Here is a 26,451-nt window from a genome sequence, read left to right as displayed (position 1 = left end):
TCGAAGTAAAATTAGTCAATAATCCAAGTTGCCAGAACATAAGATGAAGTATAAGATAAAAGTAAGAACAAATTATCAGAACATTTCGTCAACTAAACTGAGTTAAGGGAGGGATTGCCGTGAACAAAAGCCATGAAGTCGAATATTGCAATTTGGAACTGCGATTTGACCGCCGGCAAATCCAAAATCTCATCCGTGATCTTATTCAGGAGGGTTATTCCTTGTATTGGAGCGAGACGGAGGGACAGTTTCTTGTTTCGATTCGAACGGGCCGCAAGCTCGTAAAGCTTCAATTCCAACGAATGAAAAACCGTTACAAAATTGTCGGAGACTACATCATTAAAGACGAGAAGCTGTCGGAATTGATTGAAAAGCTGATTAATGACACACGTGGACATGCGGTTGTGAAGCGCATTAAAGATCGTCAAATCGTCATTGAGAGTATTATGTTCGGTGAGATTATACGACTTGTGGAGGTGTCCGGTATGGAACATCGGATTATTTATCAGAAGAAGCCTTTCGTTACAATAGAAGAAATGATTAGAGCGTTTCAATCGAAGCGGGCTGAAGAAAGAGCCATCGTCCTTCGTTATGAGCTGGATTATGAGTTGTCGATGCTGTTTGACGCCCTGCAAGGCACGGATGAGGAAGCGGTTACGGAGTCGAAAGAACGATTGCTCGCACTTCGCTCGGAAATGCTGCAACTGGAGCTTTGATGATAGATGCTGACTCCCCCATAATAACCTAAAAACGATCAAACGCTGCTTATGCCTTCAGCTGTTGATCGTTTTTAGGTTGTACTGACGCTCGGAATGGAGGCACTAAATCGGTAAAAATGCAGATGGTTTAGGCATTTATAAGCTAAACTTTTTAATCCAGTCAATAAAACTAATGCAGGTTTATCGACATTTTTCCGCATAGACAGTTTTCTTCTTGGAATAAAAAGAGTAAAATAAAACTATTGTGACCCAAAATAGATGATGAAGGATGGAAGAACCAGATGTCTAAACAGCAAATTGGCGTAATCGGATTGGCCGTAATGGGTAAAAACCTTGCCCTTAACATTGAAAGCAGAGGCTTCACGGTATCGGTGTTCAACCGCTCCCGCGAGAAGACAGATGACCTCGTACAAGAAGCAGCGGGCAAAAACCTTGTCCCAACATACAGTATTGAAGAATTCGTGCAATCGCTTGAAGTTCCGCGCAAAATTCTAATCATGGTACAAGCAGGCGCTGGTACTGATGCAACGATTGATTCGCTCGTACCGCATTTGGCAGAGGGCGACATCATTATTGATGGCGGTAACGCTTATTTCCCTGATACCGTTCGTCGCAGTAAAGATCTTGAAGCAAAAGGCTTCCGCTTCATTGGTACAGGCGTGTCAGGCGGCGAAGAAGGCGCATTGAAAGGCCCTTCCATTATGCCAGGCGGTCAGAAATCTGCTTATGAGCTTGTTGAACCCATTCTTAAAGCGATCTCCGCTAAAGTAGGCGACGATGCTTGCTGTACATATATCGGACCAGATGGCGCAGGTCACTATGTGAAGATGGTGCATAACGGCATTGAGTACGGTGACATGCAGTTGATTTGTGAAGCATACGACCTGCTCAAAAACGTGCTTGACGTTAGTGCAGAAGAGCTTCATTCCATTTTCTCAGAGTGGAACAAAGGCGAGCTTGACAGTTACCTAATCGAAATTACAACGGATATCTTCTCCAAATACGATCCAGAAACTGGCAAGCCGATGGTTGACGTCATTCTGGATTCCGCTGGTCAAAAAGGAACAGGAAAATGGACGAGCCAAAGCTCACTTGATCTTGGAGTACCACTTTCCATTATCACTGAATCGGTTTTCACTCGCTTCTTGTCCGCGATGAAGGAAGAGCGCGTAGCAGCAAGCAAAGTGCTTAACGGTCCTGCAAAAACACCGTTCACAGGTGATAGAGCTGCGTTTATCGAATCTGTTCGTAAAGCATTGTTTGCAAGCAAGATCTGCTCATACGCACAAGGCTTTGCTCAAATGCGTGCAGCTTCTGAAGAATATAACTGGGATCTTCAATATGGCGAAATCGCGATGATCTTCCGCGGCGGCTGCATTATCCGTGCACGCTTCTTGCAGAACATCAAAGATGCTTACGACCGTGATCCTAACCTACGCAACTTGTTGCTGGATTCTTACTTCCAAAACATTGTTGAAACGTATCAAGGCGCATGGCGTGAAGTGATTGCGACTGCTGTTGCTAACGGCGTACCGGTTCCAGCATTCTCAAGCGCTATCGCTTATTTCGACAGCTACCGTACAGAGCGTCTGCCAGCTAACCTGCTTCAAGCACAGCGCGATTACTTCGGTGCACATACGTTCAAACGTTTGGACAAAGAAGGAAGCTTCCACTTCAACTGGATGCAATCTTAATCGTATAGCTATATCCTAAGGCTTTGGCTCTTGTGGATGGACGATATGCAAGCCGAAGGTTGCTTGTCTCAGCCATTCACGTAGTCGGTCTGCTTCTTGGTCGGAGTAATGCCTCCGATGTATGAGCGACATGGCTGCTTCAGCAAAAAAACGAAAGTTTTGCAATAAACGTGGCTGCGAAAGATCCATTAAGGCTGGATCTTCGTCAGCCACCTTTTTTTTAATAAATTCAAGCATCCAGACGACATCCTCTCGGCAGAGGGGATGATCAGGATCGAGAATGCGATGGATACGTTTCTGTGTCGGATGCAGACCTTGCCAAGATTGATCACTGGTCATCGCTGGCGTCACTCCTGTTCTTGAAATAACATCTTTATCATCCATACGACATATGCAACTTTTTTATACCCTAGAATAATAAAAAAATGATATGATGTTGTAGAAAAAATGGTTTAGGATGAATGAAAAGGGTGAACCGTTTACGATGGAAGGGCAACAAATAAGTAAATTAGTGCTGGTCGGGTTCATGGGAACCGGCAAATCAACGGTCAGCAGGCTGCTAGCAGAGGAGCTCGGCTGGAAGCGGGTCGATGGTGATGAGGAAATCGAAAAGTATGAAAACAGACTGATTTCTGATATTTTCGCTTCAGATGGAGAAGCCGCATTTCGTGAAATTGAAACCAAGGTGCTGCATCAGCTGCTAGTCGGCGAGGATTGCTGCGTGATTTCAACTGGAGGCGGCGCTGTCCTTCGTGAGACGAATCGTGAGCTAATGCTGGATAATGGTTTCGTCGTTGCGCTTAAAGCAAGTCCGGAACAGATCTTAGCTCGAGTGAAGACGGATACAGCTCGTCCGTTGCTGCAGGGAGATGCAGAGGAACGCGTTCATTTACTGCTTGAACAGCGCAAGCACGCGTATGATTTCGCACATCTATCTATTGATACAACTAGCATGACTGCCGAAGAAGTCGTTGCAGCCATTATGGAGCAATGGAGCTTGGCATCATCGTGAAGAAGGACATCATTTTAACTGGCCTCGCAGGCCAGTTAAAGTGTATATATTATTGTTAAGGGAGATCATAGAACTATGGACGTTTTAGTTACACCAACGCCAAGACTTGAAGGTGAACTTCAAGCGCTTTCTTCGAAAAACTACACAACTCGTTATTTGCTGGTTGCAGCACTTGCGGAAGGTACGAGCACCATTTATTTCCCAGCACACAGCGAGGACAGTGACGCTATGCGCCGTTGTATCCGTGATCTTGGGGCGATTGTGGAGGAGGATGACGAGAAGATCGTCATTACGGGCTTTGGCCGCAATCCGAAGCCAGTGGAGCAGCTTGATGTAGGAAATGCAGGGGCGGTATTGCGCTTCTTAATGGCAATCGCGGCTTTGTGCCCAGACGTTACCTTCATCAATCGGTATCCGGATTCCCTCGGCAAGAGGCCTCATAGCGACCTGATCACAGCACTGAGTGCAATGGGCGTTACGATTGAGCACCAAGATGGCAAGCTTCCAATTCGGATTCAAGGTGGAGCGCCAAAAGGCGGGAAAATTCAAGTTTCAGGAAATATCAGCTCCCAATTTTTGAGCGCACTCCTCTTTTTGACTCCACTGCTACCAGAGGACAGTGAAATTGAAGTGCTGCATGATTTGAAATCGAAAGTGGTTGTAGGCCAGACGCTGGAGGTTCTGGAGCAAGCGGGAATTATCATTCATGCGGATGAGGATTATATGCGCTTCCAAGTTCCAGGCAATCAAAGCTATGCAGCCAAAACCTATTCTGTGCAAGGAGATTATCCAGGTTCGGCAGCGATTCTAGCAGCTGCTGCTGTAACGAATTCGGATGTCATTGTGCATCGGTTGGAAGAGCGCAGCAAGCAAGGGGAGCGTGCTGTAGTAGACGTGCTCCAGATGATGGAGGTTCCGCTGACACATGAGAACGGGATCGTTCATGTGAAAGGAAATGGCAAGCTGAAAGCAGTCGAGTTCGACGGCGATCATGCAACGGATGCGGTTCTGGCTATGGTTGCAGCAGCTGTGTTTGCAGAAGGTACTTCAAGGTTTTACAATGTAGAAAACCTAAGATACAAGGAATGTGACCGCATTACCGATTATTTGAATGAGCTTCGCAAAGCTGGCGCAAACGTAGAGGAGCGTCAAGCTGAGATTATCGTTCATGGACGTCCAGAAGGCGTAGAGGGCGGTGTTGAAATTAATGCACATTATGATCACCGCGTCATCATGGCGTTGACGGTTGTAGGCTTGCGAGCCAAGCAGCCAATTCGCATTCGCGATGCTCATCATGTAGCGAAATCGTATCCGATCTATTTTGACCACTTGAAGGCTTTGGGCGCAAACGTAGAGTGGATTGAAGGTTAGATTGAATAAGCAGCAACAGCAGTCCGTTTTATCCATTTGAGAAATAGAGGTGATTAGGATGGGATTCCAGAATCCAACACGTGAGCAGATAAAGGAAATTCTTGAGCGAAGCACGACGGTAGCCGTTGTAGGTCTGTCTGACAACCCCGAGCGAGTGTCGTATATGGTATCCGAAGCGATGCAAGCAAAGGGCTATACGATTATTCCCGTTAATCCTAACGCTGATACGATCTTAGGTCAAAAAAGCTATGCTTCGCTCCATGATATTCCTGTTCCTGTGGATATTGTGAATGTATTTCGCAGAAGCGAGCATACACCGCCTGTAGCGGAAGAGGCTGCTGCTATTGGTGCCAAAACGCTCTGGCTTCAACTTGGCATTGCGAACGAAGAAGCAGCAGAGATCGCCTCCTCAGCAGGGCTTGAGGTCATTATGGACCGATGCATTAAGGTCGAGGATTCGATCCTGCTGTCAGGCGGGAAATCCAAAAAATAACTTTGATAAAAAACGGGTCACTCCTACACAATAAGAAGGCTTCATAAGCGAGTGTTTGGCTTGCTTGAAGACTTTATGCTTGTAATCCAAGGAGGACACGACGTGAATCAATATTCGCAACAACCGGGTAATTATCAAGGTCAACAGGGCTTCCTGAACCAAAGCACGCATTACGAGCCTATCGGACACGTGCAATCGCATTATCAAGGACAGCTCAGCCAACCGAGTTTTGGCAACCAATCGAATGCTATTATTTCGAATGTGCCGGGTGGTTATCAGGCGTCTAATTCTTACAACCAAGGCATTCAGCATTATGCGCCTAACAACTATTTGAACTCGACTAATCCGGTAGGAACGAATCATTCATTCATCTCGCATCAACCGGTTCAAAGCTACGCACAATCGCCTGCGACGGCATTTGGCAATGTAGGCCCGGTTATCGCGCATGTCGGCTATCAAGCGGGAAATGACAATCAACACTCGTATTATCAGCCAAGTTCGAATGCTGGGTCGCATTATGTGCAGCACACGGCTTCCAATTATGGAGGTTATGCGCAAGCTAACCATCAGAACGGCTATGGCGGCATGACACCGACACATTCGAGCACACCGCTCAATCCTGTATATGAAGCGACTAATGCTTATCAACAAGCTGGTCCGGTCATTTCGCATGTAGGCTGGCAAGCTCAGAGTGCAGCAAATTCCCCTTATTCAGGCGGCATGCGATAACATTGTTTTAAAAAAACATTGGAAAAGAATCATCAACATCGGCGGGCCCTTACAGGCTCGCCGTTTTACTTTGACAAAAACGAAGCAAACGCTTAACATCGTTATAGAAATGTTAGGAAACGGCTAGCGATGACAGTTTTGTTATGCAAAACGCAGCTAATGCTTACGAAGTCAGTTTTGCTAAGTACGCAAAACTAAGTGAATGCTTACGAAGTCAGTTTTGCTTCGCAAAACTTTAGGAGGTGCAAAATGATTTTCATGGGAAGCTTGCAGCAGCTTGGCAGAGCCTTTATGCTGCCGATGATTGTATTGCCAGGCGCAGCTATCTTTTTGAGCTTGAGCAAGCTGCCATGGGCATATATCGGCCTACCAGGTATGGAAGGCTACTTAATTGCTGCCAGCGAGGCGATTTTCACTTATTTACCTTACATATTCGCACTCGGCATATCGCTCGGGCTAACGGGGAACGCACTTGCTGCAGGGATGGCCGCTCTTATAGGGATGTTCATATATAGCGGTATAACAGGCACAGCCGAGGTTCAGATCGAGCCGACCGTTCTGATCGGTACATTGATTGGAATTACAGCAGGAATAAGCCATGAGCGGTTCAAGAGCTTACGCTTGCCGGAATACATACAGTTTTTTGGAGGACCGAGATTCGTTCCGCTGTTTGTTAGCGTCATCTGCCTGTTCTTTTCAATTGGCATGATCAACATCGCACCTTATTTGCAGAAAATGCTGGTCGAGCTAGGTGAGATTGTTGCATCAGGCGGAGGCTTCGGCGTTTTCTTATATGGCTTTGTCCATCGCATATTAGTCGTATTCGGCTTACATCATCTCGTAAGTCATGTATTCTGGTTCCAGATTGGCGGCTATGAGACGGAAACGGGTCAAATGGTATATGGGGATCTACCACGTTTTTTTGCTGGCGATCCAACGGCAGGCGTATTTATGGCCGGAATGTACCCGACGATGATGTTTGCTTTGCCTGCTATCGCGCTGGCTATTATTCATGAGGCCCGTGAGGATTTGAAGCCGAAAATTAGAAAAACGTTTCTTTATGCGGCGTTAGCCTCTTTTCTAACAGGCGTGACCGAGCCGGTGGAATTTGCTTTTCTATTCGTTGCTCCTTATTTGTTTGTTGTTCACGCCATACTTTCAGGCATCATTATGTGGGTGACTTATGAGCTTGGTATTAGACACGGTTTCTCTTTCTCAGGAGGCGCTATCGACTTTGTCATCAATGAGCATTTGGCGACAAGAGGCTGGCTGATTATTCCGATTGGTATCGTAGTTGGTTTTATTTATTATTTCTTGTTCCGCTGGGCAATCCGCAGATTCCGTATTCCAACGCCAGGCCGCGAGGAAGGCTCACAGCTGGATGAGTGGGCTGGTGATATTCCTTACCGTGCACCGCTTATTCTTCAAGCAATAGGCGGCAAGCAAAATATCGTCAAGATGGAGTCCTGTATTACCAGGCTGCGGCTTAAAGTTTCCAATGACAAGCTGCTTGACGTTAATGCGCTTCGCAACTTAGGTGCAGCAGGCGTAATCAAGCTCGGAGGCGGGCAGGTTCAAGTCGTCTTCGGTACCTATTCGGAGCTCATTCGCGAAGAAATGATCAAGACGATCCATCGCGATCAAGCGCAGGTATTGTTCCATTCACCCATGCAGGGAAGAATGATTCCGCTCGACGAGGTTCCAGACCCTATTTTTGCTGGAAAGCTGGTTGGACAAGGTGTGGCGTTTATTCCGGATCGAGGTGAGCTGGTCTCACCTGTGAAAGGTAAAGTCATTCATATTTATCCGACGATGCACGCGATCGGCTTGCTTACGCCGGAGGGTCTTGAGGTGCTGCTGCATATCGGAATCGATACTTCAGGACTAGGAGGAAAAGGCTACTTTAATTCGCTTGTTAAAGAAGGGGATGAAGTGACGCCAGGCATGATGCTGATTAAGTTTGATCTGCAGCGGGTACGGAAGGAAAGTAAATCGCTCGCCACGCCGATGGTAATTACAAATTCTGATCGCGTTCAATCTTGGAGGTTCGCACCGTTCAAAGCAGTGAAAAAGGGGCAGTCCTCAGTTTTATCCGTTGTTCTTAAAGAGAGAAATGGTGGAGGGGAAACACAATGATTCAAGGAATTGGGGCGTCAGCGGGCATAGCGATTGGGAGATCGTTTGTGCTTCCGAATTGGGAATGGGAGCTGCCGGAGCAGAAAATCGATGTCGCTGATTTCGCTAGAGAGTTCGAGCGCGTGTATGAAGGCATTCGCACCTCGAAGTCGGAGATCGAGCAAATTAAAGATGAGCTTCGCGATGTTGTTGGCTCGGAAGAGACACATATCTTCGATGCTCATATTGCAATTTTGGATGATCCTGTCTTTATGAATGAGATTCAAGGCATCATTCAGCGCCAGTATAAGGCAGCAGAGGTGGCTGTAAAGGAAGCTATCGATCATTTTGTGACGATGTTTGATCTGCTTGATGATGAGTATATGAAGGAGAGAGCGCTGGATATCAAGGATGTCGGCAATCGACTGCTGAAGCACTTGCTTGGAGCACCAGAGATTACGCTCCCTTCCGACACGCAGCCCTTTATACTCATTGCGAAGGAGCTGTCCCCCTCACAGCTTGCACATATTAACCCACAGCATGTACTCGGTATTGTGACCCTTGCTGGGAGCACAACCTCGCATTCAGCCATTATGGCTAGAGCATTAGGAGTACCGCTTGTTGTAGGAGTTGAGACGAAGCTGGCCGAACCGATTCAAACGGGCCAAACCATTATTATTGATGGCACAGACGGAAGTGTTTTTATAGATCCTGTGCAAGAAATTATCCTTACTTATACTAAATTGCACAGTCATCAAGCAGAGGCGAAAAAACAGCTTCACGGCATTGCAGGCCACAGGCCTGTTACGCCTGATGGCAAGAGATTAGAGCTGGCAGCGAATATCAGCTCCTTCAAAGAGCTTGAAATCGCTCTATCTAGCGGCGCGCATGGCGTTGGTTTATTCCGTACCGAATTTTTATATATGGACCGCAATCGCTTTCCGAAGGAAGAAGAGCAGTTCGACGTGTATCGCAGCGTTGCAGAAAGACTCGGAGGCGAGCCGCTTGTCATTCGCACGCTTGACGTAGGCGGCGACAAACAGCTTGATTACTTCGAATTGCCGGAGGAAGATAATCCGTTTCTAGGCTACAGAGCGATTCGGATTTCGCTCGACCGCAAGGATTTGTTCAAGACACAGCTTAGGGCGATTTTGCGTGCTAGTCATTATGGGAAAGTGAAGCTGATGTATCCGCTCATATCTTCCGTTGATGAAGTTCGTGCGGCTAATGCTGTACTGAACGAAGCGAAGCTTGAGCTTGAAGAAGCTGGTATTCCTTATGATAAAGGAATGAAGATCGGCATTATGATCGAAGTGCCGGCAGCGGTTATGATCGCGGATCTTCTAGCCGAAGAAGTGGATTTCTTCAGCATTGGCACCAATGATCTGGTTCAGTTCACGCTTGCAGTCGATCGCATGAATGAAGAGATATCACATCTATATGAGCCCTATCATCCAGCGTTAATTCGAATGCTGAAAATGACAGTTGAAGCTGCCAAAAGAGCGGGAATTACAGTTGGCGTGTGCGGAGAGCTTGCTGGCGATTTGCGCGCATTGCCCATTTGGCTGAGTCTCGACGTTGACGAGCTGAGTATGTCCTCCCATTCGATTCTGCAAGTGAAGCAGCAGCTGCTAAGTACTTCGCAGGAGGAGAGTAGTGAGGTGTTCCAGCAATTGCACAGCTGCCGTACAAGTACCGAAATTCTAGAACTGCTTACCTCCTTCGTGAATCGAGTAGACAAAAAAACAGCGAATGGTTAGCCCATTCGCTGTAGTAGTGCATCTACAAATGCTTTGGCATAGGGAGGAAGGTCAGGCGGACGTCTCGCTGAGATGAGGTTTCCGTCGACTACTACCTCTTCATCAAACCATGTAGCTCCTGCATTTTCCATATCATCGCGTATGCCAGGTGTAGAAGTCACCTTGCGGCCCTCTAGAATTTTAGCGGAAATCAATACCCAGCCTGCATGGCAAATTTGGCCGATTGGTTTATTCTGAGCATTTAGCTCTTGAACGAGCTCAAGCACTTTTGGATATCTGCGGAGCTTATCGGGTGCCCAGCCGCCAGGAACAAGGAGACCAATGATATCCTCGCTGTTTACTTCATCGAATGATAGGTCGGCTATAGCCGGCACGCCGTATTTGCCAATATGTTTTTTACCTCTCTCAGGACCGGCATAGAGAACCGTTGCCCCAGCTTCACGGGTGCGGTATACCGGATACCATAATTCCAAATCTTCGAACTCGTCGTCTAATAAGCAGATGACGGTTTTGTTTTGTAAGGACATTCTATTCCCTCCATCTATGAATGATCTCTATTATTGTAACGAAGGAGAAACAATGAAGCAAATAAATCAGACATCGACACGCTTTTCACCTGCACGGCTGATGCGTTTCCTGCCGGCAGTCATATGGATGACGATTATTTTTATCTTGTCCTCAAGAACGAGTGACGAAATCAATACGTTTCTGCCATTCTTTCAAACTTTCTTTCCCTTTATGAAGGGTTTCGATTGGGGCCATTTTGTCTCTTATTTCATACTTGCGCTTACCTTGGATTACGGCATTGGGAAAAAAGCCGACCGGTTAGGGATGAAGCTCCTTATTGTACTGCTTTGCGGAATATATGGTGTGTCCGATGAATATCATCAGTCCTTTGTGGGAGGTAGAATGCCAGATGCAATGGATGTGCGTAATGATATGATCGGTGCAGCGATTTGGACAGCGGTAGCAGCAGTGCCGTGGGTTCGAAGAAGATGGCGGAAGGTAGCCCCTTGACTAGGAAAAATACGGATTTTATTGCCTTTTATAGTAGTAAAAATTACAAGGCTGGTAAAGCAGGAATTTACGCGAAATTGGTCGAATCATTTATACATTGTAACTCTGAAAGCTACGCCTCGTGTTAGTAGCTGCTATTAAGAAGGAGTGGACCACTTTGTATAAGAGCTGTCATTGTGGTGACATCATGAAGATGAAACTGCGCACAGTCATTTATTCAGGGAAAGTAGAGATCGATAACGTCCCTATTTACTCATGCACAACCTGCAATCGAAGCGAAGTATTTCCGGAAGTAAAGCCTGATCTGACCGGGTTAATCTCACAACTCGGCGCACAGCCGGACAAACAAACCTTTTTGTTCAATGAATGCAATGAGTGGGCCAATCTATTGGTTGAGGCCAAAGCAGAGAAGCTGCATACCGATCAACCTGCATTTGAGCGTTTAATTGAGCAGAGAATAAACAAGCTGCTTGACTTGTTATTACTTGCCCAAACACTCAATGATGAAGCATGGATTTCCGATGTGAAGAAAAGGCTTGAACAAATGAGCCGGCGCACGCTGCTTACATAGCTGCATGGTTTTGTTAGGCCTGATGATGCGCAAACGGTAAATGAATAGAATTAATTTCAAGCGGGCTGAGAATATTCTCAGCCCGTTTTTACATGTTGCCATAGTCACTCCTAGTGAATTGGAAGCAATTCAAAGTGTGTGTTTTCTTTTTGTACATAAGGATGTTTCTTGTTTTGAAAACACAATGAAAGCACGAAACAGCAAGGTTTTTGACGTCTTTTGTTTTGCGTTGCTCATTTCTTTGTGCTATGATTACGTTAATATTTGTCGTACGAGAATCATATTCTGAGCTAATGGAGAGGACCACTGTGACGGTAACCATTTATGATGTAGCAAGAGAAGCAGGAGTGTCGATGGCTACGGTTTCTCGGGTTGTGAACAACAATCCGAATGTGAAGCCCGCTACACGGAAGAAAGTATACGAAGCAATCGAACGCCTTGGCTATCGTCCGAACGCTGTTGCAAGAGGACTTGCAAGCAAGAAAACGACGACTGTTGGCGTAGTTATTCCCGATATTTCTAACGCTATTTTTGCGGAAGTTGCTCGCGGAATCGAAGATATCGCTAATATGTATCACTATAATATTATTTTGTGCAACGCGGATAAGAAGAAAGATAAAGAAATCCGCGTTATTAACACACTATTGGAGAAGCAAGTCGATGGTCTGTTGTTTATGGGCGGAGCCGTAACAGAAGAGCATTTGCAGGCGTTTAAGACTGCCAATGTTCCAATTGTACTATGTGCGACATCAGATGAGAGTGGACAGATTCCATCTGTCGATATTAATCATGAGGATGCTGCATACGATGCCGTTCAGAAGCTGCTTGAGCAAGGCCATACGCGCATTGCGATGATCAGCGGCACGCTTCAGGATCCATCTATCGGCTATGCACGATTCCAAGGCTATAAGCGCGCACTAGAAGCTGCAGGTATTGCATACGATGATGCATTGGTACGTATCGGCAATTATCGCTACGAATCCGGTGCAGAAGCAATGAAATACTTTATTGAGCTGGGTGAGCGTCCGACAGCCGTATTCTCTGCAACGGATGAAATGGCTATCGGAGCGATTCATAGCATACAGGATTCAGGCCTGCGCGTACCTGATGATATTTCCATTATCAGCGTTGACAACAGCCGCATGGCTTCCATGGTTAGACCACAGCTTACGGCAGTTGCTCAGCCGATGTATGATATTGGCGCAGTATCGATGCGTTTGTTGACTAAGCTGATGAAGAAAGAGAATGTAGATCAATCCAAAGTAGTTCTGCCGCATGAAATCGTTGTGCGTCAATCGGTTGGAGGAGTATAAGGAAATGTCGTTTAACAAAATCGGAATTATCGGTGCAATGGTTGAAGAAATCGAATTGCTCCACGAGCACGTAACCATTGCGTCACAGGTCACGAAAGCAGGCATTACGTATTACGAGGGAACGTTTCATGGCAAGTCGGTAATCTATTGCAAGTCAGGTGTCGGCAAAGTTAACGCTGCGGTTTGTACGCAGATTTTGTTGGATCTTGGTGCTGATTGCGTCTTGTTCACAGGTGTTGCCGGAGCGCTTGATCCACAGTTGAATATTGGAGATATCGTTGTGTCAACGAGCTGTATTCAGCATGATATGGATTGTTCCCCGCTTGGGTTTGCTCGTGGAACGATTCCATTCCATCCGAAATCGGAGTTTGTGGCCGATGAGCGTTTGGTTGAGCTTGCTACATCTGCAAGCAACAGGTTGTTCTCAGGTCGCAGCCTGAAAGGAATCGTATTATCGGGCGATCAATTTATTGCTAGCCGCGAATCTGTTCAACTGCTTCATGAGACACTTGGAGGTGCTTGTGCAGAGATGGAAGGCTCGTCCGTTGCTCAAGTTTGTGATATGAATGATACGCCGTTTGTTATCATTCGTTCAATGTCAGACAAAGCGGATGGATCTGCTCATGTGAATTTCCCGGAATTTACGGTGATAGCATCTAAACATTCTTACCAAATTATTGATGATATCCTCAAACATATCTAATCATAGCGCAGATGAAACAAGAAGCCGCGATGCCAAGCATCGCGGCTTCTTGTTTGATGCTATCAGGGGGGAAATCAATTAATGTACTAGAGATCCTGTATGACAATCTTTTGGACATGTCTGTTCTTTTCGGTTATTTCTTGGCGTCTAGGCATCGGTTCAATGTCAGCTTGGTCATCCGTCCATTTGGCTGGCAGCTTGTAGGGACTGAGCAGCGACCAACGATTAAGCCAGCTGTCTGGAAGTTCTACGTCCTCACCAGCGGCAATGCGAGACGCAATAGGATGGGAGATCATCGTCAGCCAGACAAGGGACCAAGCTCTAGGTACGACTCGAAAAATATCGTAGCCGCCCCCGCCGAGCGCTATCCATCGGCCGTTCGTATAGGTATGAGCAAGTTCTTGAATAATGGAGGGTATTTCGGCATAAATATGCATGCTGCAATGAATGTGTGAGAGTGGATCATACGCATGGGCATCACAGCCATGCTGGCTAATGATGACATCTGGTTTGAAGGCGGCTATCACTTTGCGCAGGGTGACATTGAAGCTCTCCAGCCATGATTCATCCTCTGTATAAGGCTCAAGCGGTACATTAAAGCAAGCACCGAATCCATGATCCGCACCTTTCTCATGTACATAACCTGTCCCTGGAAATAGAAACTTGCCTGTCTCATGAATGGAATAAGTGCATACATCCGGATCATTGTAAAAAACCCACTGTACACCATCGCCATGATGAACATCTGTGTCGATGTACAGCACGCGTGCATGATAGGTTTGGCGGATATGCTTGATTGCGACTGCGGCATCGTTATAGACGCAGAAGCCTGAAGCGCGGTCTGGAAAAGCGTGATGCAGGCCGCCGGCAAGATGGAAGGCATGCTTGACCTGACCGGACATAACGGCCTCTGCGGCTGCCAAAGAACCGCTTACAATGGTCATTGCAGCCTTGTGCATGCCAGGGAAGGCAGGCGTGTCCTCGGTATGAAGCCCGAATTGCTGAGCGAGGCTGCTTCGTTCATCCAAATGAGCTTCTTCACTTAGCTTTTTGACAGCAGCCAAGTAATCGGTTCTATGCACAAGCGACAACAGCTCATCTTCAGAATAGGATGGAGGTGCCGTCAATTGTTCCTCGGTTAAGGCGTTCACATCTTTGAGCAGATCGATCGTAAGCGTTAGTCGAAGCGGATCAAATGGATGCTCCTCATCAAATTTATATCCGCTAGAATCCGTATGATGTATGAAAACAGCATCAGAAGCCATTTTAATCCTCCTAAAGGTTTGCGTAGCAAACCTACTTCGTAAGCATGAGCTAAGGTTTGCGTAGCAAACCTACTTCGTAAGCATGAGCTGAGGTTTGCGCAGCAAACCACTTCGTAAGCATGAGCTAAGGTTTGCGCAGCAAACCACATCGTAAGCATGAGCTAAGGTTTGCGCAGCAAACCTACTTCGTAAGCATTGGGCTAATACATAAAGCGCTGACGAAACCGCACGCGGTCAAAATGCTCCACAGAGCTGAGCGGCACTTCTTTGCCGATTCGAACCATTAAGCAGTTGGCGGGATGTGAGCAAATTTCGGGATCGTCCGTTGCGAACCAAACCATTCCAACGGCTTGCATTAATTTCTCCATCATTTTTCGGTATTCCCATACGTTAAGCTTGGTCCCTTCCAAGTCCCAATGCCAATAATATTCTGTCGTGAAAACGATCATATTCTCTAATTGTTCTTCAGCGAAAGCCAGATGAATCATCTTTTTTCCTAATCCGCAGCCGCGATAATCATCCGCAACTTCAATGGCTCCAAGTTCGATAAGGTCTGTCATGCCGCCTTCAGACCAGCGCTCAAGCTCATCGGCAAAGTGAAACGTTACATAGCCGACGATTAAATTATTTTCACGTGCTAGAATAATTCTTCCTTCAGCCAGCTCCGCTATTTCTACCAGCGCACTATGCTGCTCCTTAGGACGACGGAATGCATCTAATGCTTCATGCATGGTCATAGAGGCAAGCCGGCTGGCTGGGACAGGTCCTTCTAGTATTAGTTCACGGCCTGCGTCCAAAGCGATTACTTCACGCTGCAAACGCTTTCGATGTTCCAAGGCAAATCCTCCTTTGCTGTGAAAAGCGTGCCTGTACATTGTTCTCTACTTCTCTTTATAACAAAGATTCAAGCAAATGAAAAGCGTAGTCGAATAGAAAAAAGATATGCTATAATGAGTTTGACGGTTCAAATCATAAGATGCGGAAGCAGGAGATTACTTGTTTGCATCCAGGCATGCCTCATTCTTGTAAGCGTATTCTTATAGAGATGATTCATAGATTTGATGGGAGAGTGATAGCATGATCAACTTACATCAAGAACGAATTCCAGCGACGGCAATAAACCCTAATTTACCGAATTATGAAGAAGCAGCTGATTCTTTTGATTGGAGCAATATAGAGAGAGAGTTCAGCTGGTATACGACAGGCAAAGTCAATATGGCGTATGAAGCGATCGACCGTCATGTTGAGCTTGGCAAGGGTGATAAGACGGCTCTACTCTATAGTGACAGTGATCGTGATGAATCATATACGTTTGAACAGATTAGCAAGCAGTCCAATCGATTCGCTAATGTGCTGAGGAAGCTTGGCATTTCCAAGGGTGAGCGCGTGTTTATTTTCATGCCTAGGACGCCTGAACTCTATTTCAGCGCATTAGGAGCATGGAAGGTAGGGGCTGTGGTAGGACCACTATTTGAAGCTTTTATGGAGACCGCAGTAAAGGATCGTTTACAAGACAGCGAAGCCGTTGCGATTATAACGACGCCTGCGCTATTTAAGAGAATCAAGAGAGATGAGCTTCCGAACCTCAAACATATTATCGTGTTTGGCAAGGATGTACCAGTAGAACCGGGCATTATCGATTTCGCGGAAGAGATGTCGGCTGCATCCGATGAGGCTGAGATTGAGTGGCTTGATCGTGAGGATGGGCTGATTCTGCATTATACGTCAGGATCAACTGGCAAACCCAAGGGCGTCTATCATGTTCAGAATGCAATGATTCAACATCTATATACGGGGCGAGTGGTTCTTGATTTGAAAGAGAACGACATTTATTGGTGCACAGCAGATCCAGGCTGGGTAACAGGTACTTCGTATGGAATATTCGCGCCGTGGCTTAATGGGGCTACTAGTGTTATTCGAGGCGGCCGATTTAGTCCAAGTGACTGGTATGGCGTTATTCAGAAGTACGGTGTCACGGTGTGGTACAGCGCTCCTACAGCGTTCCGCATGCTGATGGGTGCTGGAGATGATGTTTCCCAGAGCTTTGATCTAAGCAGTCTGAGACATGTTCTTAGTGTAGGCGAACCTTTAAATCCCGAGGTTGTTCGTTGGGGACTTAAAGTGTATGGCCAAAGGATTCATGATACATGGTGGATGACAGAAACGGGTGGTCAGCTGATTTGTAATTATCCAAGCATGGATATTAAACCAGGCTCAATGGGCAAACCGCTGCCAGGCGTCAAGGCTGCGATTATTGATGACAGCGGCAACGAAGTGCCGCCTTATCGCATGGGTAATTTAGCCATTCAAACCCCTTGGCCGTCGATGATGCGTAAGGTGTGGAACAATCCTTCTAAGTACGAAGAATATTTCTACCTGAAAGGCTGGTATATTTCAGGAGATTCGGCTTATCAGGATGAAGATGGTTACTTCTGGTTTCAAGGCCGAATAGACGATGTTATCAATACTGCAGGAGAGCGTGTAGGGCCTTTCGAGGTCGAGAGTAAGCTTGTAGAGCATCCAGCCGTTGCGGAGGCAGGCGTGATTGGCAAGCCAGACCCTATGCGTGGAGAAATCATTAAGGCGTTTATCGCTCTTCGTGAAGGTTTTGAGGCGTCAGATGAATTGAAACAGGAAATTTCTCAGTTCGTGAAGATTGGTTTATCTGCCCATGCAGCACCTAGGGAAATCGAATTTAAGGATAAGCTGCCCAAAACAAGGAGCGGCAAAATTATGCGTCGCGTGTTGAAGGCATGGGAGCTAAACCTTCCAACAGGCGATTTATCTACCATTGAAGATTAACGACTGTTTCTGCTTTTCGTTTGCGATTAGACACGGAAGAGGATGACTCCCACACATTGGAGTCATCCTCTTTCTGTTTGCTATCGTTTAACGCTGGAACAGCTCAACCCATTCTCCTTCAGGTCCGCTAATGAAAAAGTACTGATAGTTATTCGGCAGTGTTGTTATTTCGTTGTCGATAAATGTCACATCAAGCTGTTTCAATCGCTGAAATTCTGCGTGAATATCTTCTACGGACACAGCGAAATGATGAACCTTCCCTTCAGATGGCAGATGGTCGTTGTAGCCTTTAATCAACTCCAGCTCTGTCTCGTCAGAATGGCCAAAGCCTAGAAACGCAAGCTCGATTACTCCATTCGAATGCGGAACGCGCGCTTTGAGCTCAAACCCAATGATTTCGGTGTAGAAGGTTATAGCTGCTTCAATATCTTTGACCATCAAACCAATATGATCGAGCCGTTTCTTAGTCAATATAGGTGAGCCTCCTTAGAAAATATACAGAATAGCAGCTTATTCGATATTCAGAAATTATCATATTAAGCATAGCAGATGCTGTCAAGCAGCACTTATAGAAGATAGGGATGCCAATAGAAAGCGGTTTGTAAAAAATGGGTTGACTTTAATCCGTGCACATTTATACTTATGTTAGTTCCGAGTAATCGGGTAGGAATAATAGTTTAAAGGAGGCCCTTGATGCAAACAAGAAAATTAGGCATAAGCGAGCTATATCCGTCCGTCATCGGCTTCGGCAGCTGGGCTGCTGGTAAAACGGGATGGGGAGATGTTGATGATGATGAGACGGAAGCTGCAATCCACAAAGCTTATGATTTGGGTATAACCTTTTTTGATACAGCCCCTGTGTATGGTCGAGGACATTCGGAAAAATTGTTAGGCAGAGTCATTAAACCGGTGCGTCAGCATGTCATTATAGGAACAAAGGCAGGGCTCGTCTGGAATGATCAGGGGCATTGGAGCATTGATGTGACGAAAGCAGGTATTATTAAGGAGGCAGAAGAAAGCCTTAAACGGTTAAACACCGATTATATCGATCTTTATCAAGTAAATTGGCCTGATCCGAGCGGGAAAACACCGGTCGAAGAAACGTTCGAAGCGCTTAATCAGCTTGTTGCCGATGGCAAAGTAAGATATATTGGCGTATCGAATTTCAATATACAGCAGCTCGTATCTGCACAAACGGTCAGTCCCATTGTATCGCTGCAGCAGCCTTATAATTTGTTCCAACGAGATGTCGAGCACGCGGCGCTGCCTTATGCCAAGCAACAAAATATTGGCTTTATACCTTATGCTCCATTGGCACAAGGGCTGTTGACGGGCAAATTTAATTATTTGACGAGATTGCCGAAAACGGATGTGCGTATGCAGCTCAATCCCTTATTTTCAGAAAAGCAATTTATTAAAAATATCGTCATTATTGAGACGTTTACCGGCATAGCACGAACAATTGGCAAGCCACTAAATGAAGTTGCGATTAACTGGTTGCTTTACCGGAAGGAAGTAACGAGTGCAATTGTCGGAGCGAAAACGGTCCAACAAGTCAAACAAAATGCAGCTGCAACTAAGTGGAGCTTATCACGAGAAGACTATGAGCAGATCAGCAGAATATTCGAAACGGACTCCTCTTATATGATTTAGAAGATACAATATATCATGTATAAATAAAACAGCAGCCACATTGGGCTGCTGTTTTTTTATTTCACATTATGGTAGCTGGACGGGCTAGATTCGCCTTTGGCATTCTCTGAAGTAATGAAGAACGAACCTGTAATGAGCGGTGCTACATACTCGAAGCTAGTCTCTGCTGTAGAGCCGATTCTTGTATACTTACCATCACTACCCGGACTAAAGTAAACATGATACTGTGTCACTTGGTCTGAAACACTATTGGCTGCCCAAGTTAAGCTTACACTTAGTTCGGATTTCACGGCTTGAAGTCCAGTCGGAGCTGAAGGGACTGCAGTGGTATCTGTACCTGTGTCAGTGCTGCCATTCCCGCCAGTATTGTCAGTATTGCCTCCAGTATTACCACCGGTATTACCGTCAGTTGGCGGCGTTGTTGGGATGGTAGGTGCTGTACCATATTGCACTAGCGGGCTAGGTGCAGATTCCTTGCCTGCAACATCAACCGCTGCGACATAATAAGTGTAGCTTTGTGAACTTGATGCGTATAGCTTCATACGCTTCTCAGATCCTGCAATGATTGAGCTGCCTTCTTGCTGGTAAGCTCCTTGGTTAACGGATTTATACACACGATAGCCTACAACATCCTTTGCACTGCTGTCGCTGAATGTAAGAATCAGTGCTCCATCGGATGCTTGCAGCTTAACGCTTGCAGGCGGCGGAGGCGCCGCACCATCGTCTACACGCGGATCCGGCTTCGAAGGCGCATTGTTCTCTGCATCCGCTGGTAAGTAGACTTCCATGGGTCTACGACTCTTAGCGGGTAATTTGGCTTGCGCTGCTTTGATTTCATCCATAAGCGCATCAAGCGGTTTCTTCCGTTTTATTACGATTTTTTCTTTCACAAACTCACTTGGCGTAGCTGGATTAGGTACATAATTAACGCCTTCATACGTGATATACGCCATTTTCACTAATGCATCGTCGGTCTTCTTTGGAATATCTTTTTTGTTGAACCAGTCGGTTACGAGCATACCGGCTTCCTTCGTTAATTGGCTTGGCAGCAAGCCGCTGGCGCTTGATACGGTTGCTTTGACAATACCGGATGGACGCTCGAATTTGTCGGTTACGAATACCTCTGGTTTTTTCTCTGCCATTTCATCCATAATTAATGCCCATATGGACCGAGCCCTTGTTTTTCCATTCTCGGATAAGGAGTTGATTTGCTCCTCATACCCGGCCCACACGCCTAAAGTAACGTCTGGAGAGAAGCCCATGAACCAAACATCACCGTAGCTTTGTGTTGAGCCTGTTTTACCTGCAATTGGAATTTCGCCATAATGCTTAAATTGCGATGTCAACTTGTTAGCAGAACCACTTCTGCTTGAGATGACGGTTGAAAGCATATCGGTCATCAAAAACGCGCTTTGCTCTGAGAACACCCGTTTTGGTTCCTCTTTATGCTCGTATACGATTTTGCCGTTGGCATCTGTAATACGTGAGATCATATAAGAGTCATTAAAAACACCTTTGTTAGGTATGGAGCCGTAAGCATTCGTTAGCTCCTCTACCGATACACCGATGCTGAGACCTCCGATTACACCTGTTTGAGCGTAGGAATCTTCTGGCTGCAATGTTGTAATGCCAAGCTTCTTCACAAAAGCCCAAGCATTTTCGATTTTTACTTCTTCGTTAAATATTTTTAGTGCAGGCAAGTTTAATGAACGGTTCAGTGCATCACGCGCAGTTACAAGACCTGCGAATTTGCGGTTAACGTTCATTGGAATATGGAAGCCTTTCTGACCATCTTTAAGGACCAATGGTGCATCATCAATGATGCTGGCTGGCTGTATGATACCCATTTCGATGGCCGGCAGATATGCCGCCAGCGTCTTCATCGTCGATCCAGGCTGCCTCGTCATTTGAGTGGCATAGTTGAGCTGCTCCTCATAGAAGTCACGGCCTTCAAGCATGCCTAATATGGCGCCTGTCTTATGATCAAGCATGATAGCGGCGATTTGTTCAAGTCCTTTCTCCTCACTGTATGGCGTAAAGTTTTCGTCATTAGTGCCAATCTCACGCATAAGTTGATAAATGTCTTTATCAATCGTCGTGTAGACGTGGTAACCGCCCCGCAGGAGGTGATCGCGTGCTTCCTCGATAAGCGGTGCATTCTCTTTTTTGCGCAAATCTGCTTTCGTCAATGTAGGGTCCTGCTGCATGAGCATCGTTTCAGCGGCTTGCCGCTCAGCTTCGAGCATGAGATAAGGATAGGTTGTATAAGCCTTCTCTGACGGCTCAGCAAGCGTCTTACTAATGTCGAATTTTAGTGCTTCATCATATTCCTGCTGCGTGATTCGCCCTGTCTCGAACATACGCATGAGTACCGTTTTTTGACGTCCCAATGCGAGTTCGAAGCCCGCCTGATTGAATTGCCCTTTCCCTGTAAAAGCAGTGTAGGCAGAAGGTCTTTGAGGGAGACCTGCCAGGTATGCGGACTGTGCAATATTGAGCTGCTTCAAATCTGTAATGCCGAATATGCCTTTGGCCGCTGCCTTAATGCCGAATAGATTGTATCCGCTTGAACCGTTTCCAAACGGAACCTTGTTCAAGTAAGCAGCTAGTATTTCTTCCTTCGTTAAGTAGCGCTCCATGCGCAGTGCCAAAAAGATCTCTTTGATCTTACGGCTATCCGTTTTGTCTAGGCTTAGAAATACACGGCGGGCTAGCTGCTGAGTAAGCGTACTTCCGCCTGTTTGCGTGTCCTCGTTAAACAGCTTCTGCTTAACTGCACGCCCAAGCCCGTTAATGTCCACGCCTTTGTGTTTCTCGAAATTATTGTCTTCAATACCAAGTACGGCATTGATGACCTGCGGCGGCAAATCATCATATGTAATGATCATCCGGTCCTCGGAGGTTCTTAACTGTCCGACAAGTGATTCATCGTTGAAGTAAACAAATCCGGTAATGGCATTTTCGCTTACTTTTTCTTCGATAACGGTTCGAGGCCGTACTTCTTCATTTTTCACGAGTGCCGCCACATAGCCGGTCACTGCGCCTCCAGCGAGTAATCCGATGAAAATTCCGAAATATACGATCCATTTGACTGTTATAAACGTTACGATTCCGAATGTGCGCCATCCGCTTCGTTTGACTGGCGCTTGCCCACGTTCCTCTTGCATGATCTTGACTCCTCCTCCAAATAGCACACCTATTATAACATAAATCGCCAAAGTAACGCATTTTTTAAAATTAAGGAAAGTATATTTTTAGGTTATACATTCTCTAAATATCTCGGAATGAAACGCGCCACGCCGCCAAAGGAGGGCGAAGCCGTTTCACCTTGACAACATTGACTTCTTGAATTTGCTATGGTATAAATTCTAATAATGTTTGATCTAAGTCAATGCTTTGAAGGGCATGAGTAGACAGCGAACCGTATTAGCAGAGAGCCGGTGGGTGGTGTAAACCGGTATGCGCCGCTTGTTGAATTACCGCCTGGAGCTAAGTGAAGGAACCGGCTATGATGTTTGACTGCGCATATATCCTCTTAGATAGATGAGCGTCATTTGCAGCCGCAGTAGTTCACTTCGGAGACCGTCTCCGTTATCAACAACGAAGTGAGAGTAGTTTCTACCTGTAGTTTAGTAGAAATGCTCTAACGAGGGTGGTACCGCGAGCTAATCCTTCTCGTCCCTTGGGGCTGGAAGGATTTTTTATGTCTATATAGACGCATACGGAGGAGGAAAAGTTGTATGGTGAAGTGGGAAAATTTATCGGAAGTGCAGCAAGCAGAGGTTGAGAAGCAGCTTGCTGTCATTAGGCGCGGTGTTGTTGAGATCGTTCCGGAGGATGAGCTTAGAAACAAAATAGTGAATGCAGTCGCTACTGGAACGCCACTGAAAGTAAAGCTGGGTCTCGATCCGTCTGCACCAGATATTCATGTCGGACATACCGTTGTGCTTCACAAGCTGCGGCAGTTTCAAGAGTTTGGGCATGAGGTTCAGCTCTTAATTGGAGATTTCACAGGAAGAATTGGTGATCCTACAGGCAAGTCGGAGACACGGAAACAGCTGAGCGAGGAGGATGTGAAGCGTAATGCGGAAACATACCAGAAGCAAATTTACAAAATCTTAGATCCTCAGAAAACAAAGCTGTACTACAATTCAGAATGGCTCTCCCCGCTGAACTTTGCTGAGGTTTTAAATCTGGCTGCCAAAGTAACGGTTGCGCGCATGATGGAGCGTGATGATTTCACGAAACGTTTTTCGACAGGTCTGCCGATCAGTATTCATGAGTTTTTCTACCCGCTTATGCAGGGCTATGATTCTGTTGCGCTTAAATCGGATATCGAGCTTGGCGGCACGGATCAGACGTTTAATTTGCTAATGGGCAGAACGTTGCAGAAGGAATACAACCAATCGGCGCAGGTGGTCATTACAACACCGCTTATCGAAGGTTTGGATGGCGTGAACAAAATGAGCAAAAGCTTGGGCAATTACATTGGTATCGATGAGGAGCCTAATCAAATATACGGGAAGTCGATGTCAATTCCAGATAAATTGATGTATAAGTACTATGAGCTTGCTACTAACACGAGCAGTGAAGAGCTTGCCGTGTTGAAAAACAGCTTAGAAGACGGAACTTTGCATCCACGTGATGCGAAGATGAAGCTTGCTGCGGCATTTGTTCGTATGTATCATGGTGAAGAGGCTGCGCAAGCTGCGGAAAACCATTTCATAACTGTGTTTCAGCAGCGTGCTTTACCCAATGAGATTGAACAGGCAGAGCTGGCAATGGACGAGTTGTCAGGTGGTCTAATTGGCATAATAAAGCTGTTGAGCGTGCTAGGGCTGCAGCCTACGAACAGCGAGGCTAGGAGAAGCGTGCAGCAAGGTGCGGTACGTATTAATGAAGAGAAAATATCAGATGTTCATGCCGAAGTTGCCCCTAAAGATGGGGACGTGCTGCAAGTAGGGAAACGCAAATTTGTAAAAATAAAATTAGTATAACAGTATTAATAAAGCTTGTTGAATGCATATCATTCGACAAGCTTTATTTTTTTAGAAACATTTTACGCTTTCGTGCGTAATAAATAACGGAAGCATTAACAGGTTATGGATAATAAGGAAGGGGGATAAAGTTGGAGACGCTATTTATGTCCTGTCTAATCGGAGGAGTCCTTTATGCGCTTGTAAGCGTTGTTTTCGGAGACTGGATCGGTCAGGCACTGGACGGCGCGCTCGATTTCTTATCGCTGGACGGTCATTCATGGCTGTCGCCAACTGCACTGGTAGGTAGTATTACAGTATTCGGCGGTGCGGGGCTTATGCTTCAGCGTTATACGGGATTTGGGCCATTTGCAATTGTAATGGTAGCGTTGCTTATTGCGATTGTTGCGGGATTGGCAGTGTTTTTCCTTTACATTAAGCCAATGGAGCAAAGTGAGAACTCCATCGCTTTTTCCCGGAATGGCATGTCGGGTATGCTTGGCGAGGTACTCGTTCCGATTCCGGCCAAAGGCTACGGTGAAGTAATCGTTAAGGTCGGGGCAGGTTTTACGAACCAAACCGCTGCCAGTTTCGATGGCGTAGACATTGCGGGAGGTTCCAGAATTGTCGTTGTGGAAGTGAAAGACAGTACACTCTACGTTTCAGAAATTCATTTACCCTAACTGGGCAGCAGAAAGGAAGATTCTATGCCGGATATTTTCATAATACCTTCAATTGTAGTTGGAGTGCTCGTTGTTCTTGGCCTTGCGTTCTGGGCTCGCTACAAGACAGTCAGTCCAGATGAGGCGATGCTCGTTACAGGCTCATTCCTAGGAACGCGCAATGCCAGTACAGATGAATCAGGGCGTAAAGTAAAAATAATAAGAGGTGGCGGCGCGTTTATCCTGCCAATCTTCCAGAAGGCTGAGTTCTTATCTTTATTATCACATAAGCTTGACGTGTCGACACCAGAAGTATATACGGAGCAAGGCGTACCCGTTATGGCTGACGGTGTGGCGATTATAAAAATCGGTGGAGCAGTCGAAGATGTTGCAACAGCAGCGGAACAGTTTCTTGGAAAACCGACGGAGGCGCTCAAAGGAGAGGCTCAAGAGGTTCTAGAAGGACATTTGCGCGCGATATTAGGATCGATGACCGTCGAAGAAGTTTATCGCAACCGTGATAAATTCGCCCAAGAGGTACAGGGTGTAGCAGCCAAGGATTTGAAGAAAATGGGATTGCAAATTGTATCCTTCACAATTAAGGATTTGCGTGATAAGCACGGTTACTTAGATGCGTTAGGAAAACCTAGGATTGCGGCTGTAAAGCGTGATGCTGAAATTGCTGAAGCCGAGGCGGTTAGAGATGCAAGAATTCAGAAAGCACTCGCTGCCGAGGCTGGGCAGAAGGCTGAGCTCGTTCGTGATACGAACATTGCAGAAGCGGAGAAAGAAAAAGAGATGAAGGTTGCCTCATTCAAACGTGATCAGGATACGGCAAAAGCGGAAGCAGATCAGGCATATTCGATTCAAGAAGCTCGCGCCAAGCAAAGCGTTGTCGAGGAGCAGATGAAGGTAGAGCTCGTTCGGAAAGAGCGGGAAATTGACTTGGAAGGCAAAGAAATTTTACGCCGGGAGAAGCAGTATGATGCTGAGGTTAAGAAAAAAGCAGATGCTGACCGGTATGCAGTGGAGCAAGCAGCGGAGGCCAATAAGGCAAAACTGCTGCGTGAAGCCGATGCGGTTCAATATCGGATCGAAGCCGAGGCGAAGGCCCATGCTGCTCAGAAGCGTCTGGATGGTCTAGCAGTTGCAGAAGCGGAGAGAGCGAAAGGAACGGCAGAAGCCGATGTTATACGTCTGCGTGGTTTAGCGGAGGCGGAAGCGAAAGAGAAGCTTGCTGAGGCGTTCGAGAAATTCGGCGAAGCTGCTGTACTTGATATTATTGTAAAAATGCTGCCTGAGCTTGCTGGAAAAGTCGCTGAGCCAATCAGCAACATTGATAAACTGACTGTCGTTGACACTGGCAATGGTGAAGGTGCAGCTAGGCTTAGCAATTATGTAACTTCATTAATGTCGACTGCGCCAGAAATGCTGAAGAGCGTATCCGGCATCGATGTGAATGCATTGATTAAAGGGTTGACTTCGAAAGCCGTTGCCGTACAATCGAGCGCTGCTCATGGCCTTGCAGCAGACATTACGACAGCTCCGTTGCCAGTTAAGCTGCCTGATCAAGTATAATAGAAATAAAAAAACCTT

At 46.3% G+C, this 26,451-nt stretch carries 23 protein-coding genes and 1 other annotated feature; of the genes, 17 read left to right on the top strand and 6 right to left on the bottom strand.

Translation table 11 applies throughout. The features are described 5' to 3' along the window. Positions 1 to 119: 119 nt before the first annotated feature. Both FGT79_RS05485 and gndA read left to right on the top strand, forming a co-directional pair. Complete coding sequence (locus FGT79_RS05485) at positions 120 to 716, top strand: hypothetical protein (RefSeq protein WP_138751734.1); 597 nt, start codon at positions 120 to 122, stop codon at positions 714 to 716. A 284-nt stretch (positions 717 to 1,000) separates the two neighbouring features. Beyond that, the gene (gene gndA / locus FGT79_RS05480) at positions 1,001 to 2,413 is read left to right on the top strand and encodes an NADP-dependent phosphogluconate dehydrogenase (RefSeq protein ID WP_138751733.1); all 1,413 of its coding nucleotides are present in this window, start codon (positions 1,001 to 1,003) and stop codon (positions 2,411 to 2,413) included. A 15-nt stretch (positions 2,414 to 2,428) separates the two neighbouring features. On the opposite strand, the gene FGT79_RS05475 is transcribed toward gndA, so the two are convergent. Beyond that, positions 2,429 to 2,752 carry a hypothetical protein gene (locus FGT79_RS05475; protein WP_138751732.1) on the bottom strand — a complete coding sequence of 108 codons (324 nt, stop codon included), beginning with the start codon at positions 2,750 to 2,752 and terminating at the stop codon, positions 2,429 to 2,431. Positions 2,753 to 2,897: 145 nt separating this feature from the next. Between FGT79_RS05475 and FGT79_RS05470 the strand changes: the two genes are divergently transcribed. From FGT79_RS05470 to ptsP, 6 genes are all read left to right on the top strand, one after another. Next, positions 2,898 to 3,425 (top strand): shikimate kinase, encoded by a 528-nt coding sequence (locus tag FGT79_RS05470; protein WP_138751731.1) that lies wholly within the window; start codon positions 2,898 to 2,900, stop codon positions 3,423 to 3,425. A gap of 75 nt (positions 3,426 to 3,500) precedes the next feature. Beyond that, positions 3,501 to 4,796: a 3-phosphoshikimate 1-carboxyvinyltransferase gene (gene aroA, locus FGT79_RS05465; protein WP_138751730.1), complete on the top strand. Its 1,296-nt coding sequence runs from the start codon at positions 3,501 to 3,503 to the stop codon at positions 4,794 to 4,796. A gap of 58 nt (positions 4,797 to 4,854) precedes the next feature. Further along, on the top strand, positions 4,855 to 5,289 hold the full coding sequence (locus FGT79_RS05460) for a CoA-binding protein (RefSeq protein ID WP_138751729.1): 435 nt from the start codon (positions 4,855 to 4,857) through the stop codon (positions 5,287 to 5,289). A gap of 102 nt (positions 5,290 to 5,391) precedes the next feature. After that, positions 5,392 to 6,018, top strand: a complete 627-nt coding sequence (locus tag FGT79_RS05455; protein ID WP_138751728.1) for a hypothetical protein — start codon at positions 5,392 to 5,394, stop codon at positions 6,016 to 6,018. Between the two features lie 249 nt (positions 6,019 to 6,267). Beyond that, positions 6,268 to 8,154, top strand: a complete 1,887-nt coding sequence (locus FGT79_RS05450; RefSeq protein ID WP_138751727.1) for a glucose PTS transporter subunit IIA — start codon at positions 6,268 to 6,270, stop codon at positions 8,152 to 8,154. Beyond that, positions 8,151 to 9,893, top strand: a complete 1,743-nt coding sequence (ptsP, locus tag FGT79_RS05445; protein ID WP_138751726.1) for a phosphoenolpyruvate--protein phosphotransferase — start codon at positions 8,151 to 8,153, stop codon at positions 9,891 to 9,893. Before FGT79_RS05450 ends, ptsP begins: the two co-directional genes overlap by 4 nt. On the opposite strand, the gene FGT79_RS05440 is transcribed toward ptsP, so the two are convergent. Continuing rightward, a complete protein-coding gene (locus FGT79_RS05440; RefSeq protein ID WP_138751725.1) occupies positions 9,890 to 10,420 on the bottom strand; it encodes a type 1 glutamine amidotransferase domain-containing protein in 531 nt (176 codons plus the stop codon). The genes ptsP and FGT79_RS05440 overlap by 4 nt on opposite strands. 52 nt (positions 10,421 to 10,472) lie before the next feature. Between FGT79_RS05440 and FGT79_RS05435 the strand changes: the two genes are divergently transcribed. From FGT79_RS05435 to FGT79_RS05420, 4 genes are all read left to right on the top strand, one after another. Continuing rightward, on the top strand, positions 10,473 to 10,910 hold the full coding sequence (locus FGT79_RS05435; protein WP_171056087.1) for a VanZ family protein: 438 nt from the start codon (positions 10,473 to 10,475) through the stop codon (positions 10,908 to 10,910). A 187-nt stretch (positions 10,911 to 11,097) separates the two neighbouring features. Next, entirely contained in the window at positions 11,098 to 11,481 is a 384-nt protein-coding gene (locus FGT79_RS05430; protein ID WP_342778458.1) for a hypothetical protein, read from the top strand. 308 nt (positions 11,482 to 11,789) lie between these two features. Then, positions 11,790 to 12,794 (top strand): catabolite control protein A, encoded by a 1,005-nt coding sequence (ccpA, locus tag FGT79_RS05425; protein WP_138751723.1) that lies wholly within the window; start codon positions 11,790 to 11,792, stop codon positions 12,792 to 12,794. 4 nt (positions 12,795 to 12,798) lie between these two features. After that, positions 12,799 to 13,497 (top strand): 5'-methylthioadenosine/adenosylhomocysteine nucleosidase, encoded by a 699-nt coding sequence (locus tag FGT79_RS05420; RefSeq protein WP_138751722.1) that lies wholly within the window; start codon positions 12,799 to 12,801, stop codon positions 13,495 to 13,497. An 86-nt stretch (positions 13,498 to 13,583) separates the two neighbouring features. On the opposite strand, the gene FGT79_RS05415 is transcribed toward FGT79_RS05420, so the two are convergent. After that, on the bottom strand, positions 13,584 to 14,762 hold the full coding sequence (locus tag FGT79_RS05415; protein WP_138751721.1) for an acetoin utilization protein AcuC: 1,179 nt from the start codon (positions 14,760 to 14,762) through the stop codon (positions 13,584 to 13,586). A 200-nt stretch (positions 14,763 to 14,962) separates the two neighbouring features. After that, a complete protein-coding gene (locus FGT79_RS05410) occupies positions 14,963 to 15,598 on the bottom strand; it encodes a GNAT family N-acetyltransferase (protein ID WP_138751720.1) in 636 nt (211 codons plus the stop codon). Positions 15,599 to 15,839: 241 nt separating this feature from the next. On the opposite strand from FGT79_RS05410, the gene acsA reads away from it, so the two are divergent. Next, on the top strand, positions 15,840 to 17,564 hold the full coding sequence (acsA, locus tag FGT79_RS05405; RefSeq protein ID WP_138751719.1) for an acetate--CoA ligase: 1,725 nt from the start codon (positions 15,840 to 15,842) through the stop codon (positions 17,562 to 17,564). A gap of 87 nt (positions 17,565 to 17,651) precedes the next feature. Here the strand turns inward: acsA and FGT79_RS05400 are convergent, their stop codons facing one another. Further along, the gene (locus FGT79_RS05400; RefSeq protein WP_138751718.1) at positions 17,652 to 18,035 is read right to left on the bottom strand and encodes a VOC family protein; all 384 of its coding nucleotides are present in this window, start codon (positions 18,033 to 18,035) and stop codon (positions 17,652 to 17,654) included. 222 nt (positions 18,036 to 18,257) lie between these two features. Here FGT79_RS05400 and FGT79_RS05395 point away from each other — a divergent pair, with 222 nt between their 5' ends. Continuing rightward, entirely contained in the window at positions 18,258 to 19,217 is a 960-nt protein-coding gene (locus FGT79_RS05395) for an aldo/keto reductase (protein WP_138751717.1), read from the top strand. Between the two features lie 56 nt (positions 19,218 to 19,273). On the opposite strand, the gene FGT79_RS05390 is transcribed toward FGT79_RS05395, so the two are convergent. Beyond that, a complete protein-coding gene (locus FGT79_RS05390; RefSeq protein ID WP_138751716.1) occupies positions 19,274 to 22,384 on the bottom strand; it encodes a transglycosylase domain-containing protein in 3,111 nt (1,036 codons plus the stop codon). A 220-nt stretch (positions 22,385 to 22,604) separates the two neighbouring features. Further along, positions 22,605 to 22,903: a binding site (T-box leader), on the top strand. Positions 22,904 to 22,960: 57 nt separating this feature from the next. Between FGT79_RS05390 and tyrS the strand changes: the two genes are divergently transcribed. The 3 genes from tyrS (at position 22,961) to FGT79_RS05375 (ending at position 26,433) form a co-directional block, all read left to right on the top strand. Next, the gene (tyrS, locus tag FGT79_RS05385) at positions 22,961 to 24,214 is read left to right on the top strand and encodes a tyrosine--tRNA ligase (RefSeq protein WP_171056194.1); all 1,254 of its coding nucleotides are present in this window, start codon (positions 22,961 to 22,963) and stop codon (positions 24,212 to 24,214) included. 131 nt (positions 24,215 to 24,345) lie between these two features. Then, on the top strand, positions 24,346 to 24,876 hold the full coding sequence (locus FGT79_RS05380; RefSeq protein ID WP_171056085.1) for an NfeD family membrane protein: 531 nt from the start codon (positions 24,346 to 24,348) through the stop codon (positions 24,874 to 24,876). Between the two features lie 24 nt (positions 24,877 to 24,900). After that, on the top strand, positions 24,901 to 26,433 hold the full coding sequence (locus FGT79_RS05375; protein WP_138751714.1) for a flotillin lipid rafts scaffold protein FloT: 1,533 nt from the start codon (positions 24,901 to 24,903) through the stop codon (positions 26,431 to 26,433). Positions 26,434 to 26,451: the final 18 nt, after the last annotated feature.

It is taken from the genome of Paenibacillus sinopodophylli (genome assembly GCF_005930355.1).
Classification (GTDB): Bacteria; Bacillota; Bacilli; order Paenibacillales; family Paenibacillaceae; genus Pristimantibacillus; species Pristimantibacillus sinopodophylli.
Note: the sequence above shows the minus strand (reverse complement) of the source record. Positions and strands in the feature narration are given on the sequence as shown.

Excerpts from the sequence above, each read along its gene's own strand:
- gndA (WP_138751733.1), top strand. The coding sequence starts at position 1,001 with ATGTCTAAACAGCAAATTGGCGTAATCGGATTGGCCGTAATGGGTAAA.
- FGT79_RS05475 (WP_138751732.1), bottom strand. The coding sequence starts at position 2,752 with ATGACCAGTGATCAATCTTGGCAAGGTCTGCATCCGACACAGAAACGT.
- FGT79_RS05470 (WP_138751731.1), top strand. The coding sequence starts at position 2,898 with ATGGAAGGGCAACAAATAAGTAAATTAGTGCTGGTCGGGTTCATGGGA.
- aroA (WP_138751730.1), top strand. The coding sequence starts at position 3,501 with ATGGACGTTTTAGTTACACCAACGCCAAGACTTGAAGGTGAACTTCAA.
- FGT79_RS05460 (WP_138751729.1), top strand. The coding sequence starts at position 4,855 with ATGGGATTCCAGAATCCAACACGTGAGCAGATAAAGGAAATTCTTGAG.
- FGT79_RS05450 (WP_138751727.1), top strand. The coding sequence starts at position 6,268 with ATGATTTTCATGGGAAGCTTGCAGCAGCTTGGCAGAGCCTTTATGCTG.
- ptsP (WP_138751726.1), top strand. The coding sequence starts at position 8,151 with ATGATTCAAGGAATTGGGGCGTCAGCGGGCATAGCGATTGGGAGATCG.
- FGT79_RS05440 (WP_138751725.1), bottom strand. The coding sequence starts at position 10,420 with ATGTCCTTACAAAACAAAACCGTCATCTGCTTATTAGACGACGAGTTC.
- FGT79_RS05435 (WP_171056087.1), top strand. The coding sequence starts at position 10,473 with ATGAAGCAAATAAATCAGACATCGACACGCTTTTCACCTGCACGGCTG.
- FGT79_RS05430 (WP_342778458.1), top strand. The coding sequence starts at position 11,098 with ATGAAGATGAAACTGCGCACAGTCATTTATTCAGGGAAAGTAGAGATC.
- FGT79_RS05420 (WP_138751722.1), top strand. The coding sequence starts at position 12,799 with ATGTCGTTTAACAAAATCGGAATTATCGGTGCAATGGTTGAAGAAATC.
- FGT79_RS05415 (WP_138751721.1), bottom strand. The coding sequence starts at position 14,762 with ATGGCTTCTGATGCTGTTTTCATACATCATACGGATTCTAGCGGATAT.
- acsA (WP_138751719.1), top strand. The coding sequence starts at position 15,840 with ATGATCAACTTACATCAAGAACGAATTCCAGCGACGGCAATAAACCCT.
- FGT79_RS05395 (WP_138751717.1), top strand. The coding sequence starts at position 18,258 with ATGCAAACAAGAAAATTAGGCATAAGCGAGCTATATCCGTCCGTCATC.
- FGT79_RS05390 (WP_138751716.1), bottom strand. The coding sequence starts at position 22,384 with ATGCAAGAGGAACGTGGGCAAGCGCCAGTCAAACGAAGCGGATGGCGC.
- FGT79_RS05375 (WP_138751714.1), top strand. The coding sequence starts at position 24,901 with ATGCCGGATATTTTCATAATACCTTCAATTGTAGTTGGAGTGCTCGTT.